Source organism: Vibrio qingdaonensis (assembly GCF_026191675.1).
In the GTDB taxonomy this organism is placed as follows: Bacteria; Pseudomonadota; Gammaproteobacteria; order Enterobacterales; family Vibrionaceae; genus Vibrio; species Vibrio qingdaonensis.
Genome location: NZ_JAKRRY010000031.1, coordinates 50570 through 65169, shown reverse-complemented (window position 1 = coordinate 65169; position 14600 = coordinate 50570). Strand labels below are relative to the sequence as shown.

Below are 14600 nucleotides of genomic sequence, written 5' to 3'. Positions count from 1 at the left end.
CAATTGACTTTCTAAAGACATAAAAAAATCCGATATTAGTTACCTAATATCGGATTTTGAAGCCTTTTAAAGATCGGTCAAATGATCTCGAAAATTTCTTAACTGATCGGCATTACTCATCAGAGCCTTTTTTTATTGGTGTGTACCGTCCTAAATAAGTGTCTGCCTCTGATAATGGGCGACAGCGTTGCTTGTGTCTATATCCAGATATCGTTGAGCACGGCTTTTTCATCATAGTGATAAGCCAGCTGGGCTTGAAGTAGCTCTGCGGTAGCAACGGCATCCGTTAACGCATGATGGGGTGGGTAGTCAGGCAGTCCATAACGACGGCGAGTTTGTCCTAAGCGAACTGAGTCCGCTTGTTTGCCTTTCAACATATTGATTACACCAGCGGTAGCGCGCTTTTGGTAAACGGATTCAATTTGCATTGTGTCGACGACAGGAAACTCAATGCCTTCACCAATCATGCCCTTCAACGCATCATCAAAGAAACCACGTTCAATGGGATTGTAGTGCACCACGATGATATGCCCTGCCAACGAGTCCAACACATCGCCAAGAATGTCTTTGAATTTTGGTGCGTCTAAGATGTCATTATGAGTGATACCATGGATGACCACCGACTCTTCTTCTAGGATTGCCTTAGGCCTGACCGTCCAGTGCTTAGCGGCATTGAGTCGTATCCTTGAGGTGGTGAAAGGCACAAGGCCAATTGAGAGGATGCCATCTTTCTCTGGGTTTAACCCTGTTGTTTCAAAATCTAGAGCAACAAATGATACGTCTTTGAGCAGTGTATCGCTGTTGGGCAACCCTTTAGCGTAAAACGCCTGCAGACGCTCATCCTGAGCGCGACCCGCTAGCGTCTTAAACTTGCTTTGCCATTGTACACTAGGCGCACTAAATAGTTTTTTAATCATAATTCACACTCACCATTTAGACGGACGCTATTTGAAATTGTTGTTAGCTTGATAGCGAAATTTTAGGAAATTTTGACCATTACTCAAGACTTGGAACGCATCTTTGAGATTACGGCGTTCGAAGTCGGACAAGTTCTCAGGCTCAATGTTGTTATCTGGGGCGATCCCCATCTGAACATCCATTGCTTGGTGGCTGATACGAACCATTGAGATGAATTCCATGGCATCTTTCAAATCACGCGCGCGCCCCTTTGGCAGTATACCCGCGTCGTGGATGTCATCTAAGCGCTCGAAAGAGTTAGTAGAACGAGAACCAACCGCTAACGCATGGACACGTATTAAATCAGCCAATGGCGCTGTACCGCGACGTTTTAGGTTGATGGAGTTGTTGTGCTGCCCATCCTTTTCCATCACAAAATCTTTGAAAAAGCCTAATGGAGGCGTGCGATTTAGCGCATTTCGCGCCAAGCAAGCCAGAAAACGGTTATTTCTTCTCGCTCTTCGGACGATAAAGCTATTGAGCTGCTCTGCCCATTTGAGCTTGCCGTAAACCCCATCCAAATCGAAAAAGATCGACGCATTGAGTAACGCTTTCGGGTTTGGATCATCAATCCAATCAGAGAAGCACGCTTCCCATTCTTTTCTCGTCATGCGCCATTCCGGGTTCGTTGCCATAATGTCACCACTGCAGTAGGTATAACCACAATCGGCAAGCGCATCACAAATAAAGGTCGAGAAGGCTTTAAAGTAAGCGCCGTGTTTCTCTTCGTCGTAGCTGTCGTCAAGAATGATGGCATTGTCTTGGTCGGTGACCATGAGTTGTTCATCGCGTCCCATGGAGCCAAGTGCCAGGAAGCAATAAGGAATAGGGGCGTGACCTAACTCTTCTTCAGCAAGTTCAATGATACGTTGTTTAAAGCTGCGGCCAATAACCGACATTGCCGTGCCGACCATGTGTGCATTGGCGTCTTCATTAACTAAGCGAACGAAACTGTCGCGAACTTGATCAGACAGCTGCTTAAGCTCCTCAACCGACTGTTGCTGGAAGATACTACTCACTAGCAGTAGTGAGTTTTGGGACTCGTAGCGAACGATATCGGACGTTTCGATGACACCAAGAGGAATTTTGTTTTTTACAACGGGTAGATGATGGACGTTATAGCGCAGCATGATAAGCATCGCTTCGTACACATAGGCGTTGTGATCGAGTGAAATAAGGTCGGTAGACATCACGGAAGCCACTTCATCTTGTGGGCTTAGGTTTTGTGCTAATACTCGCGTACAAAGGTCTCTATCGGTAATGATACCAACGATGGGGGAGGAATCGTCTTCATCGTTTTCGGTGATATCCGGATTGAGAATGAGTAAGGATGAGACTTGTTCGTCGGCCATTTGTTTTGCCGCTTCTTGAATGGTTCTATGCCGATCGATGGTGGCAGGTTCACCAGTAAGTAGCGTTCGGACTTTTGATGTGGTGAGGTCGTTAGTGTTGCTATTGTTGGAGACGGTTTGTCTTAGCCTGACTCTGTCTTCAACTTCAACAAAATCGGCAAACGAATCAAATTTGTCGTAGAGCTCCTGGAATACGTCTGCGGATAAGCAATAAACAAGGGTGTCTTCGACCGCCTTGGCTGGAAAGCGAACTTTATTATTTGTTAGCAGACCCATTTGCCCAAAGAGATCGCCTTCATCCAATCGGTTGTAGAGCTCGCCCTTACGACGGTATACCTCGACTACGCCACTTCTGACCATATAGAGGTCATTGATCTCATCACCAAAATGTATGATGGGTGTATCTTGGCGATAGTAGGCTATCTCAATATGCTGAGATGCGTACAAAATGGTCTCTTCTGGTAATTCATCAAAAGGAGGGTAGCTGGCGAGAAAGTGTTGGATCTCTATGAGTTCTGCGTCCATGTGCGGCCTTAGGTACTATTTAAATGTAATTACGTACTATCTAAATGTAATCATGATGGCTTAATAGTACACGCAGAAACGAAAAAGGTCAGCCGAAGCTGACCTTTATTTTATCTAGCACAAGCGCTAACACGTTGATTATTAAACCAGTGAATACGCTAAATGACAAGCGTACTCGCGCTTAAGTGTGCCGGGTTATATGGTTATAAAACGGCTGCGATGCCTTTACATAATGGTGTCATGTTAGACTTTGTCATACCCGCAACACTGATACGTCCAGAGCCAACAATGTAGATAGCAAATTCGTCTTTCAAACGGTTTACTTGCTCTTTAGACAGGCCAGAGAAAGAGAACATGCCATTTTGGCGCTCGATAAAGCTAAAGTCGGCATCCACACCTTCTGTTTTTAGTGTCTCAACAAACAGGCCACGCATTTCTTGAATACGATCACGCATTTCAGCGACTTCGTTTTCCCATTCCGCACGAAGCGCTTCATCGTTAAGAATGTATGTGACAACCGCAGCGCCGTGAGCGGGTGGGTTAGAATAGATTGAGCGAATGATGCCTTTTACTTGTGAGAAGGCTGTCGTTGCGATTTCTTCAGAAGCGGCAACTAACGTGAAGGCGCCTACACGCTCATTGTACAGACCGAAGTTCTTTGAAAATGAACTCGCGACGAGAATTTCTTTATTGTATTTAGCAAAGGTGCGCAGGCCTTGTGCATCCTCTTCAACGCCTTTTGCAAAGCCTTGGTATGCAAAGTCGAATAATGGGATCAGACCTTTGTCCGCTACCAGTTTTGCTAATTGCTCCCACTCAGCTGGAGTAGGGTCGATGCCAGTTGGGTTGTGGCAGCAGCCATGCAGCAAAACAATGTCGCCTGCAGCGGCTTGCTCTAAATCAGCCACCATGCCTGCGAAGTCTTTGTCTTTTGTTTCTGAGTTGTAGTAGCGGTATTGAGCCGTTTCAATACCTGCAGCAGCAAATACGCCGTTGTGGTTCGCCCATGTTGGATTGCTGATCCAGATCTTAGCGCTGCTAAGTTGGCGTTTAATAAACTCGCCAGCCACGCGAAGTGCGCCAGTGCCACCCGGAGCTTGTGCGGTTTTTGCCAATTTTTCGCTAACTATCGCTGAATCAGCACCGAATAGCAGTTTTTGTACAGCTAAACCATACTCAGCGGTGCCTTCAATCGTCAGGTAAGATTTTGTTTTTTCATTTTCTAGCAATGCTGCTTCAGCTTTTTTTACTGTCGCAAGAACAGGGGTTTGGCCTTGCTCATTTTTGTAGATACCAACGCCGAGGTTAATTTTTTCTGCACGAGTGTCTTTTTTAAACTCTTCAGTGAGGCCAAGTATAGGGTCAGCGGGTGCAGCTACAACTTTTTCAAACATAATCTTCATCCATGTTAATTGAAGGGGCAAATGTGAACATATTTTGTGACGATAACAGCCTATTTATACCTCTGTAGGCCATACGTGACAACCAGATTAAAGAAGAAAACAGAAAATTAGTTTGATTTGAAGCAGAAAAGGGCGCTAATTCGTTCTTTTTGTAATTTTGAAGCGGAAACGATTGCTAATGTCGCGAGTAATAATGGGATCCCAAACGCCAATTTGGCTTTTGGGATCAAGGAGGTGGTTATTTTTTTAGATTGATTTCTGATTCGTGCGCTTGAGTTTCAATGTCTGGATGTTGAGTAAGTTTTGATTCAACCCAGGCATTCAAATGTTGAAGTACAGCCGAAATTGCGTGAGCTTTTGATGGGGTTTCAGTTTCTTCAACGTTAAGCTCAACTTTTCTGTGAAGCCCCATTTCATCTTCTGCCACGTGAAGCCAGTCAGGGTGCCAGTAGTATGGTTGACCGTTCGTGGCTTCCCATTTATGCACACCGTTGGACTCACCTCGATATTGAATATCAGATTCGGTAAATTTGCTCATCGTTAACACCTTCTATTCTGTCAGCTGCGCTGCTGATTTGAATTACTGTCTTGTTGTTTTAAATATAGTGCTGGCGAAGAAAGAAACCAAGTCGAATGATGGATTGAAAATGAAACGTAAGGGTGCAGAAATGTAAGGTGAAATAGCGGTACATAAGGGAAGGGGCTGTATGAGCTTTGAGTGAGCGGGTGTAAAAAAGGTCACCCTGAGGTGACCTGATTATTATGTGTAAACCCGGCTTAGAAGTTAGCTGAGCGCGGCGTACGTGGGAATGGAATCACGTCACGAACGTTGCCCATACCTGTTACGTAAGACACTAGACGCTCAAAGCCAAGTCCGAAACCTGCGTGAGGCACTGTGCCGTATTTACGGAGATCGCGGTACCAGCTCATGTGCTCAGGGTCGATGCCCATAGCAATCATGCGCTCATCTAGAATATCTAGACGCTCTTCACGTTGTGCACCACCGATGATTTCACCAATACCTGGTGCAAGTACATCCATGGCCGCAACCGTTTTGCCGTCGTCGTTTAAGCGCATGTAGAAAGCTTTGATATCTTTCGGGTAGTTCTTAACGATAACGGGCGCTTTGAAGTGCTCTTCAGCTAGGTAGCGCTCATGTTCAGAAGACATGTCGATGCCCCACTCAACGTCGAACTCAAATTTCTTACCAGAATCTAGTAGGATTTGGATGGCGTCAGTGTAGTCAACTTGTGCGAAATCAGCGTCAACGAATTGCTCTAGACGAGTGATGGCTTGTTTGTCGATACGAGATGCAAAGAACTCAAGGTCATCGCGACGTTCTTCAAGAACGGCTGCAAAGACGTACTTAAGCATGTCTTCTGCCAGTTTTGCAGCGTCGTCTAGATCAGCAAAGGCAATCTCAGGCTCTACCATCCAGAATTCAGCTAGGTGGCGGCTTGTATTTGAGTTTTCAGCACGGAAAGTAGGACCAAATGTGTACACTTTGCTTAGTGCACAAGCGTAAGCTTCAGCATTAAGTTGACCAGATACCGTTAGGAACGTCTCTTTGCCGAAGAAATCTTCGTTGAAGTCCACTTTGCCTGCTTCAGTGCGAGGTAGGTTTTCCATGTCTAGCGTTGATACGCGGAACATCTCACCGGCACCTTCCGCATCAGAAGCCGTGATAAGTGGCGCTGAAGTCCAGAAGAAACCCTGTTCGTGGTAGAAGCGGTGAATCGCTTGAGATAGACAGTTACGTACTCGAGCGACTGCGCCGATCACGTTAGTGCGTGGACGAAGGTGTGCCACTTCACGAAGGTACTCAATAGAATGACGAGTCTTAGCCATTGGGTACGTGTCTGCGTCTTCAACCCAGCCAACGACTTTAACGTCAGTGGCTGCGAGTTCGAAGTCTTGACCTTTTGCAGGAGATTCAACAATCTTACCCGTTACTTCAACAGAACAGCCAGTGGTTAGCTTAAGCACTTCGTCGTCGTAATTATTAAGATTATTAGGGACCACGGCCTGAATCGGGTCGAAACAAGAGCCGTCGTAAATGGCAAGGAAAGAGATTCCAGCTTTGGAATCACGACGTGAACGGATCCAGCCGCGAACAGTTACTTCACTGTCTACCGCAAGCTTGCCGCCGAGTACGTCTGTTACAGGCGCGTAAGTCATGTTATTCATCTTCTCCATGGAGGTAAAAAACCACTCAATGCTTATTACTTAAAATAAGTGTGTGTTGCTTAAAATATAAGCGCGACATTGAGTGGAGTATAAATTTCTTTTCAAACGGATATATTACCTGTCAATTTTCTTGGTTCAACCTTTATTGTGGTTAATCAGCCTTTATTGTGGCTATTCAATACAAATTGATTAAGTAATGTCTCCAATTGATGAGAAAGCTGTTGCAAATCCATGCTAATTTGATGAGTTTGTGTCGCGGCTCCAGAAGTTTCGTTTGCGTGTTCAGTGATTACAACGGTTTTCTGCCCGACACTCGCGCTAGTTTGACGGTTAGCTTGTATCTGAGTTTGCACCTGATTGGCGATGTGCGTCGTAGATTCGATTTGCTCGACAACGGTCTGCATCTTACTGGCTAAGGCTTGGACCTCATCAGCACGTTGATGGGCAGTGTTTGAAACCTTGTTAACGGCTTGTACCGAAAAACTACTGCCTTGTTGGAATTTGGCAATTATCGTTTCTATATCGCTGGTAGCTTCGGTGGTTCGGCTTGCTAGTGAGCGGACTTCATCGGCGACAACGGCAAACCCTCGGCCTTGTTCACCCGCTCTTGCCGCTTCGATAGCTGCGTTTAAAGCAAGTAGGTTTGTTTGGTCTGCAATGCCTTTAATCGTCGATAGAATTGCGGAAACTTGTTCGGTTTGCTCGTTAAGCTCTGAGATATGTGTGGATACTTGACCGATGTCTTGAACCAAAGATTCGATATCCGCGCTGGCGTTTTGTGCTTCTGCGCTACTGACTTTGGTGAGTTCACAAGTTTGTTGCATAAGTTCAGAAGCTCGCTCTGTGGCTTCACTTACGGTACTTTGTTGTTGCTCTAATAGTTGCATGCTGTTTTCAACAGCCGCCGTTTCGTCGAGCTGCCTCTTAGCGGTTTTCTCATTGTTTTGGGCAATATCTGTTAGCTTGTCAGCATTGCCGCTGACGGTCTTCGCCGTTGACTGTACTTTATTTAAACTCTCGGAAACCGTATCTAGAAACGCGTTTATATCGTTAGTTAGATCGCCAACTTCGTCATTTTGGTGTTGAGATAGGCGTATAGAGAGATCTTTACTGCCGCTGACTCGGTTCATAAATCGAGATGTCGTTTGAACCGGTGCCACAATAAATCGGCGAGCAATGAAAATGGTGCACAAGTAACCGATAAAAGCGATGGCAGCCATGATGCCGACAGCAATTGCGGTGCGCTTATTAATTAAGCCGTTCACTTGATTTAAGTTGTACTCAATCCGGATGGCGCCAAGCACTTCCCCTTCCTGTGTCATGTGGCAGGTAATACAGTTAGTGCCGCGATAGTCAGCACTGGCTTTCATTGGTAGGGCGACCACTAAGCCATTCCCCCATTCTGCTTTAAAGGGCTCCAATACGGTCTCACCAAGTAACGCGCGTTTATCGATATCATCAATAGGGACTTGGTTTGCTAATCCTGCGCCATAGAGCTTACTGACAGCATCGCCACGCAGCACTCTTACCGTTTCTATATTCTCCTGTGCTAACGCCTTATTTCTTAGTGTTTCTTTTTGCGCCATGGTGCCAGTAAGCATCATCATATTTAAGCTGTCAAAGTAGTTACCAGCCTTGTCATGGAGTTGTTCACCGAGTACGGAATAAATGAGCTCACGTTGTTGATTATATTGGTACGTAGTGGAGGTGATCACAACGGTGCCAAATACTAAGATAAGCGCGATAAGTAGTTTATTAGTTATTGTAAGTCGCATAATTATGTTTGTTAAAAAGTTGGGCTGACAGCGTGAATGGTAAGTTAATTTCAATAGGTGAGAAAAGTTGAATCTTCGTAAAACCTCGCAAAGCTCATGGTTTTTATTGCAACTCGTACTATTTCTGAGAATTGGAGCAATCTATGGTCAAGCACTCGTTAGTGACTGAATAAACAACTAAAAGGATAGATAGGCGAGCTTGATGGGTTGACGGCTGGCATTAGGTGTTCATGTAATCTTAATCAGCTTCTGACGGTTTACTGACAGGAGGGAACGGCCATAAGCGTAAAACGAGAGTATATGTAACTAAATGTATTTACTCATGCCTTCTCACTCTCTTGAATCGAAAACGGTCGATGACAACATTACCTTGAATAAACGTTTTTTTAGACCACTGACGTTTGCATTGTTACTGAGTCTCTCGTCGTTCTACTTATGGACGCTATATCTTGCCGCCCATCCTAATGTGACGGTTGCTTACCAAACTTATTATATCGACAAGAAAACCCTTTATTGGGCGAAAGCAAATTCAACAATGTTGTGGCCGAGATCTGGTGTTGTGGCAGCCAGTGAAAAGTCGCCCTATTTGAGTCGCGCGGGTTGGGCAAACAAAGCGACTGGGGATGGTAGGGACATGCTTCATTCTGGGGGGCTGTTTTTTAATTTCCCCCAGTTACCAGTGGGACCAGTGCGAGTTCAACTGTCCTTGTCAAAATCGATTACAGAGCCGGTTTACCTGTCGTTGGGGCAGGGTAATAAAATTAAATTGCTACCGCTAGGTATTGAAACATTAGAAGCCATTATCCCCGTAGGCGTGATTGATGGCAGCGCGCCGCTTCAACATTGGCAAATTGAAACGCGAGCGAGCTTAACCATTAAACAGATTTCAATACAGGAATTAACATCATGAAGCAAAATAACGATTTTACCTTATCAATATTGGTTCCTGTCTATAACGAAGAAAGGTCCATTGCACCCTTTATACAAACCTTATATTCGTCGCTAGATTCAATTAAAGCGAACCTTGATGTTGTTTTTGTCAATGATGGTAGCAGCGATAACACAAGGCTCGCGATAGAGGCGGTAATGGCTTCGGATAGTCAAGTGAGCTTAGTCAACTTAGCCCGTAATTTTGGTAAAGAAGCCGCAATGACGGCAGGGCTAGATTACGTAAAAGGCGATGCTTGCGTCATTATGGACGTGGATTTGCAAGACCCACCTGACGTGATTTTAGAGTTTGTCGAGTTATGGCAAACCAAACAGTGGGATACCATCTATGGCGTTAGAGTCGATCGCTCAAAAGATACCTGGTTTAAGCGACTGACTGCTGGTGGCTTTTATCGCTTCTTTAACTGGGTAACGTCAGAAACAAAGATCCCAGAAAATGCTGGGGATTTCCGTTTGATAGACCGTGTCGTGATTGATGCATTACGCCAACTCCCAGAGCGCAATCGTTTTATGAAAGGGCTGATGGCGTGGTCAGCATTTCGCTCAACAGGCGTGCAATTTCAACGGCCAAAACGCCATTGCGGTGAAACGAAATTTAACTACTGGAAATTGTGGAATTTTGCTGTTGACGGCATTTTTAGCTTTACGGCGTGGCCGTTAAGAATTTGGGGGTTTATTGGCTGTGCCATTTCTTGTTTGGCCTTCGTGTTTATGTTGAAGATTATCATTGGTGCGACGTTTTTTGATGTCAAAACGCCGGGCTATGCGTCCACGATTAGCGTTGTACTGTTTCTTGGCGGTATTCAACTTATTTCGTTGGGTATTATCGGTGGTTACATTAGCCGAATGTATCGAGAGTTGAAGCAACGTCCTATATACCTTGTCGAAGGGGTCTATGGGCGGTATGGGAACGAACAAGGCTCGCAGGGCATGAATCTAGACCAATCTAACCATCAAGTTAAAAAGGCGAGTTAATCTAATGCAACATGAACAGCCTTCTCTGACCCTATCAAAGCAGCAATGGTTGACGATACTTCTTGCTATTATCGTGAGCCGAACAGTGTTCTATAGTTTGGGGTTGATAGGTGCCCACGCGTATAACCCAGAATCAATGACAAATATGGATGTTTGGCAGCAGATTTGTCGTTTCGACTGCATGTGGTTCCAAAGAATCGCCGATGATGGGTATGCGATCATCCCAAGTTATATGAAAGGGGGTAATGCGGCGAATTGGGCCTTCATGCCAGTATCACCGTATTTGGGCAAGTGGATGTCGATACTTGTTGGTGATACGAATCTTGGCTTGATAGTGATGTCGAATCTTACCTTTATCGCCAGTATTGTTGTGTTTGTGATGGCACTCAAGCAACGGTTATTTAGTAAAGATACTCAAGATACGGCTATTTGGTTGATGTGTTTTTCACCTTATACCGTCTATTCGTTATCGGGTTACTCAGAGCCTTTGTATATTGCGCTTGTTAGCGGTGTTTTTATTGCGTGCTATCGGAAAAACTGGTGGCTTGTTGGACTGCTTGGGTTAATCGCGGCAGTAACGCGTAATTTAGGTGTTATGTTGGTTTTCTCTGTTCTGATTGTTGGTGTGCAGGCGTATGGTGCATCAAGTTTTGTGCGGTTAAAAAGCAATGCGTTGTCAGTTATCGTCGCTATTTGGTTAATTCCACTGGGATTCTTTGCGTATATGGCTTTCCTTCACTTTCATATGGGGGATGCCTTAGCGTTTGGTCATATTCAAGTTGCTTGGGGGAGAGTCTTTAGTAACCCTGTGGATTGGCTTATTTATGGTGTGGAGACTGGCGGGGCCAAACTTTACTTGGTCATCGTGTCTCTAATAGGACTCACACTTAACGGTTATTTATTCTTTAAAAAACGTTATGCAGAAGCCGTGTTTATGCTGATCAATTTGCTTATTCCTCTTTCATCGGGTGTGAATGCCATGCCAAGGTATTTGTTTGGTCTTTATCCAACTTACTTGGCGATATGTATGCTACTCGAACGGTTTCCGACAGCAAGGATGTCAACACTGCTGGTCAGTTCGGCTGTTTCGACCTTTATCACTATTGGTTTTTTCTCTAACGTATTCTTTACTGTATAACTTGAGATACTGCTCGCTTTTCAGTAGGATTGCGTGTCATTTTTTACCAGAGATACCCTATGAAAACTGAGTTGTATAAAGAGTTCATGTTTGAAGCTGCTCACCATCTTCCCCATGTGCCAGAAGGGCATAAATGCGGACGTTTACATGGGCACTCTTTTTTGGTGCGTCTCTATGTTGAAGGTGAAGTAGATCCACACACTGGTTGGGTGATTGATTTTTCTGAAATAAAAGCGGCATTCAAGCCAATCTATAACCGCCTTGATCACTACTATTTGAACGATATTGAAGGGTTAGAGAATCCAACAAGTGAAGTGCTAGCAAAGTGGATTTGGGAACAGCTCAAGCCAAGCTTGCCATTGCTAAGTAAAGTAGAAATTAAAGAGACGTGCACGGCAGGTTGTATTTATATCGGTGAGTAGGTCGATAAATGTATTGATATGCTATTAAGCAAATAAAAAACCGAAGCTGATGCTTCGGTTTTTTGTTTTCACTGGTAAATTGTTGGGTTTAGCACACAACTTTAATCGCTAGACCACCTTGCGAGGTTTCACGGTACTTAGCATTCATGTCTTTACCTGTTTCAAGCATCGTCTCAATCACTTTGTCTAAAGAGACACGTGGTGCTGAGGCGCGGCGAAGTGCCATGCGAGTTGAATTAATGGCTTTAACCGCAGCGATGCCGTTACGCTCAATACACGGTACTTGTACTTGGCCCGCCACAGGGTCACAAGTGAGCCCTAGGTTGTGTTCCATCGCGATTTCGGCCGCCATACATACTTGCTCAGGGCTTCCCCCCATAAGCTCGGCAAGACCCGCTGCCGCCATGGAGCAAGCAACGCCCACTTCACCCTGACAGCCAACCTCAGCGCCAGAAATAGAAGCGTTCTGTTTATATAAACCACCGACTGCACCTGAAGCCGCAAAGTAGCGAATATAATCTTTTTCAGTCACGGTTTGGATAAACTTATCGTAATACGCGAGTACCGCTGGAATGATGCCACACGCACCATTGGTTGGCGCGGTCACTACACGGCCACCAGCAGCATTTTCTTCATTAACTGCAAACGCATACATGTTCACCCAGTCTACAACAGCCATCGGATCGGTTGTTGTTTTTTCTGAAGTGATTAACTGTTGGCGTAATGCCGATGCACGACGAGGCACTCGCAATGGACCTGGCAAAATACCTTCTGTATTCATACCGCGTTCCATACATTCACGCATGGTTTTCCAGATGTTGGCAAAGTAGGTGCGAACTTCGTCATCAGAGTACATTGCATGTTCATTGGCCATGACAAGGGTACTAATAGACAAGCCGTGTTCTTTACATTGGTTGATCAACTCTTCAGCGGTGTTAAATTCGTACGGTGCTTTGATTGCTGATGTTTCTTCTTTACCGAAATGCTCTTCGTCGACAATGAAACCACCGCCGATCGAGTAGTACGTTTTTGAGTAAGCCACTTCTTCATCTATCCAAGCATGAATTTGCATGCCGTTTTCGTGGAGCGATAAGTTTGAAGAGTGAAAGTTCATTCCGCCATCGCGTGGAAATGACACCGTATGGCAATGCATGCCAACGGGAAGACGCTCAGTTTCTTCTACGCGCGCAATAAAGTTAGGAATGGAGTCGATATCTACCTTTTCAGGTGAGTTACCAGCCAAGCCCATAATAATTGCAATATCTGTGTGGTGACCTTTCCCTGTCAGTGATAGTGATCCATAAACATCTACGGTAATTTTGGTGATGTCACGTAATTTGCCCATTGAACGTAAGTCATCAATAAACTCTTTACCTGCCTTCATTGGACCCACTGTGTGCGAGCTTGAAGGACCAACACCAATTTTATAGATATCGAAAACACTGATCATACTGATTTACCTCTAGCAAAGCCCCCTCTAATGAGGAGGCTTATATTATTGTTATAGGTTGTTTATTTTTTTAATTGATGGAGTCAATTAAAAAGCGCCGTAGATTACAGAAGTAATTGCCGCAATACCACAAACTGCTGTAAAAATTTGTACAGGAGGAGAGGTTTTCAACTTAGCCATTGCTGGTACTTTACGCATTGCAAACACAGGCATTAGGAACAGGATAGCCGCAATCATTGGTGCGCCCATTGTTTCAATCATGCCAAGGATGCTTGGGTTGATGATAGAAACAATCCAAGTAGTGATAACAATGAATAACAAAGACGCTTTTTCAAGTTTCTTAACTGGCATTGCAGAGCGTGATTTGCCCAGACCAACCAAACCTTCATGAGCACCTAGGAAGTGACCAAAGTAGCTTGATGTAATTGCAGCAAAGGCAACGATTGGGCCAAGGTAAGAAATCAGTGGAGATTCATGAACGTTTGCTAAGTAAGATAGTACGCTGATGTTTTGTTCTTGTGCTGTCGCAAGCTGCTCTGGTGACAGAGACAACACAACAGAGAATACGAAGAACATAACAAAGCCCATAAGCATTGTTGCAGCACCGCCAGTGATCATGTCTGTTTTCTTAACGGCATCGTCACCGTAGACACGACGCTGTTCTTTAGAGAACTGGCTGATAATTGGGCTGTGGTTGAATGAGAATACAATGATAGGGATTGCAAGCCAGATAACTGCTGGCATTGTGCCCCAGTCTGGGCTAACGCTAACCATTGAAGTATTCCAATCAGGGATTAGGTAAAGTGAAAGAGCAAGTAAGATCGCAACCAGTGGGTATACCATCACTGAGGTTGCTTTTAGCATAAGCTCTTTACCAAACACCACACCACACGTCATCGCTGCGATTAAACAACCTGACAGTAACCAGCGAGGGATAGATTCCATACCCATTTGGTTTACTAGGAATGAATCAACGGTATTGGTAATACCTACACCGTAAATTAGAACGATAGGGTAAATGGCGAAAAAGTAAGCAAAGGTAATAAGGTTTGCGCCAGTTTTACCGAAATGCTCTTCTACCGTATCGGTAATATCTGCATCTGGGTTTTTAGCTGAAAGAACAAAACGCGCTAAACTTTTGTGTGCGAACCAAGTCATTGGCGCAGCAATTAGCGCTAAGATAACTAATGGCCAAAAACCACCAGCACCCGCTTTAATTGGTAGAAAAAGTACACCGGCACCAACTGCAGTACCGAAAAGTGATAAAGCCCAAGTGAAATCTTTATAATTCCACTTAGATGAAGTGCGGCTTGTAGCCGTAGAAGTTGAAGTAGTCATTAAGTTTTACTCATTTTGGGAACAGGAAATAAGTCGGGAGGAGTTTGCAATGTTTTTACTTGTAAAAATTAGATCTAGGTCATGGTTTGGGTGGGTCTATTGATTGTACTGATGAATTCGTTAGTTGGCT

The 14600-nt window shown here is 44.7% G+C and carries 12 protein-coding genes; 4 read left to right on the top strand and 8 right to left on the bottom strand.

Annotated elements, in window-relative coordinates:
* Positions 1 to 197: 197 nt before the first annotated feature.
* The 6 genes from MD535_RS19245 to MD535_RS19220 all read right to left on the bottom strand — a co-directional run bounded on the left by MD535_RS19245 (position 198) and on the right by MD535_RS19220 (position 8199).
* Positions 198 to 914: a 3'-5' exonuclease gene (locus MD535_RS19245; protein ID WP_265676693.1), complete on the bottom strand. Its 717-nt coding sequence runs from the start codon at positions 912 to 914 to the stop codon at positions 198 to 200.
* Between the two features lie 30 nt (positions 915 to 944).
* On the bottom strand, positions 945 to 2834 hold the full coding sequence (locus MD535_RS19240) for a DUF294 nucleotidyltransferase-like domain-containing protein (RefSeq protein ID WP_265676687.1): 1890 nt from the start codon (positions 2832 to 2834) through the stop codon (positions 945 to 947).
* Between the two features lie 203 nt (positions 2835 to 3037).
* The gene (locus tag MD535_RS19235) at positions 3038 to 4228 is read right to left on the bottom strand and encodes an amino acid aminotransferase (protein ID WP_265676686.1); all 1191 of its coding nucleotides are present in this window, start codon (positions 4226 to 4228) and stop codon (positions 3038 to 3040) included.
* A gap of 247 nt (positions 4229 to 4475) precedes the next feature.
* Entirely contained in the window at positions 4476 to 4775 is a 300-nt protein-coding gene (locus MD535_RS19230) for a hypothetical protein (RefSeq protein ID WP_265676685.1), read from the bottom strand.
* Between the two features lie 239 nt (positions 4776 to 5014).
* Positions 5015 to 6415, bottom strand: coding sequence for an asparagine--tRNA ligase (gene asnS / locus MD535_RS19225; RefSeq protein ID WP_265676692.1), 1401 nt, complete (start codon positions 6413 to 6415; stop codon positions 5015 to 5017).
* Between the two features lie 164 nt (positions 6416 to 6579).
* Positions 6580 to 8199 (bottom strand): methyl-accepting chemotaxis protein, encoded by a 1620-nt coding sequence (locus MD535_RS19220; protein WP_265676684.1) that lies wholly within the window; start codon positions 8197 to 8199, stop codon positions 6580 to 6582.
* A gap of 322 nt (positions 8200 to 8521) precedes the next feature.
* Between MD535_RS19220 and MD535_RS19215 the strand changes: the two genes are divergently transcribed.
* Genes MD535_RS19215 through queD form a run of 4 tightly spaced genes read left to right on the top strand, consistent with a single transcriptional unit; the run spans position 8522 to position 11682 of the window.
* Complete coding sequence (locus MD535_RS19215; RefSeq protein WP_265676683.1) at positions 8522 to 9109, top strand: hypothetical protein; 588 nt, start codon at positions 8522 to 8524, stop codon at positions 9107 to 9109.
* Entirely contained in the window at positions 9106 to 10122 is a 1017-nt protein-coding gene (locus MD535_RS19210) for a glycosyltransferase family 2 protein (RefSeq protein ID WP_265676682.1), read from the top strand. Before MD535_RS19215 ends, MD535_RS19210 begins: the two co-directional genes overlap by 4 nt.
* 4 nt (positions 10123 to 10126) lie before the next feature.
* Positions 10127 to 11260, top strand: a complete 1134-nt coding sequence (locus MD535_RS19205) for a hypothetical protein (protein WP_265676681.1) — start codon at positions 10127 to 10129, stop codon at positions 11258 to 11260.
* 59 nt (positions 11261 to 11319) lie between these two features.
* Positions 11320 to 11682, top strand: coding sequence for a 6-carboxytetrahydropterin synthase QueD (queD, locus tag MD535_RS19200; RefSeq protein WP_265676680.1), 363 nt, complete (start codon positions 11320 to 11322; stop codon positions 11680 to 11682).
* An 88-nt stretch (positions 11683 to 11770) separates the two neighbouring features.
* On the opposite strand, the gene MD535_RS19195 is transcribed toward queD, so the two are convergent.
* Positions 11771 to 13132 (bottom strand): L-serine ammonia-lyase, encoded by a 1362-nt coding sequence (locus tag MD535_RS19195; RefSeq protein ID WP_265676679.1) that lies wholly within the window; start codon positions 13130 to 13132, stop codon positions 11771 to 11773.
* Between the two features lie 87 nt (positions 13133 to 13219).
* Entirely contained in the window at positions 13220 to 14470 is a 1251-nt protein-coding gene (locus MD535_RS19190) for an aromatic amino acid transport family protein (protein WP_265676678.1), read from the bottom strand.
* Positions 14471 to 14600 lie beyond the last annotated feature (130 nt).

Excerpts from the sequence above, each read along its gene's own strand:
- MD535_RS19240 (WP_265676687.1), bottom strand. The coding sequence starts at position 2,834 with ATGGACGCAGAACTCATAGAGATCCAACACTTTCTCGCCAGCTACCCT.
- MD535_RS19235 (WP_265676686.1), bottom strand. The coding sequence starts at position 4,228 with ATGTTTGAAAAAGTTGTAGCTGCACCCGCTGACCCTATACTTGGCCTC.
- MD535_RS19230 (WP_265676685.1), bottom strand. The coding sequence starts at position 4,775 with ATGAGCAAATTTACCGAATCTGATATTCAATATCGAGGTGAGTCCAAC.
- asnS (WP_265676692.1), bottom strand. The coding sequence starts at position 6,415 with ATGACTTACGCGCCTGTAACAGACGTACTCGGCGGCAAGCTTGCGGTA.
- MD535_RS19220 (WP_265676684.1), bottom strand. The coding sequence starts at position 8,199 with ATGCGACTTACAATAACTAATAAACTACTTATCGCGCTTATCTTAGTA.
- MD535_RS19215 (WP_265676683.1), top strand. The coding sequence starts at position 8,522 with ATGCCTTCTCACTCTCTTGAATCGAAAACGGTCGATGACAACATTACC.
- MD535_RS19210 (WP_265676682.1), top strand. The coding sequence starts at position 9,106 with ATGAAGCAAAATAACGATTTTACCTTATCAATATTGGTTCCTGTCTAT.
- MD535_RS19205 (WP_265676681.1), top strand. The coding sequence starts at position 10,127 with ATGCAACATGAACAGCCTTCTCTGACCCTATCAAAGCAGCAATGGTTG.
- queD (WP_265676680.1), top strand. The coding sequence starts at position 11,320 with ATGAAAACTGAGTTGTATAAAGAGTTCATGTTTGAAGCTGCTCACCAT.
- MD535_RS19195 (WP_265676679.1), bottom strand. The coding sequence starts at position 13,132 with ATGATCAGTGTTTTCGATATCTATAAAATTGGTGTTGGTCCTTCAAGC.
- MD535_RS19190 (WP_265676678.1), bottom strand. The coding sequence starts at position 14,470 with ATGACTACTTCAACTTCTACGGCTACAAGCCGCACTTCATCTAAGTGG.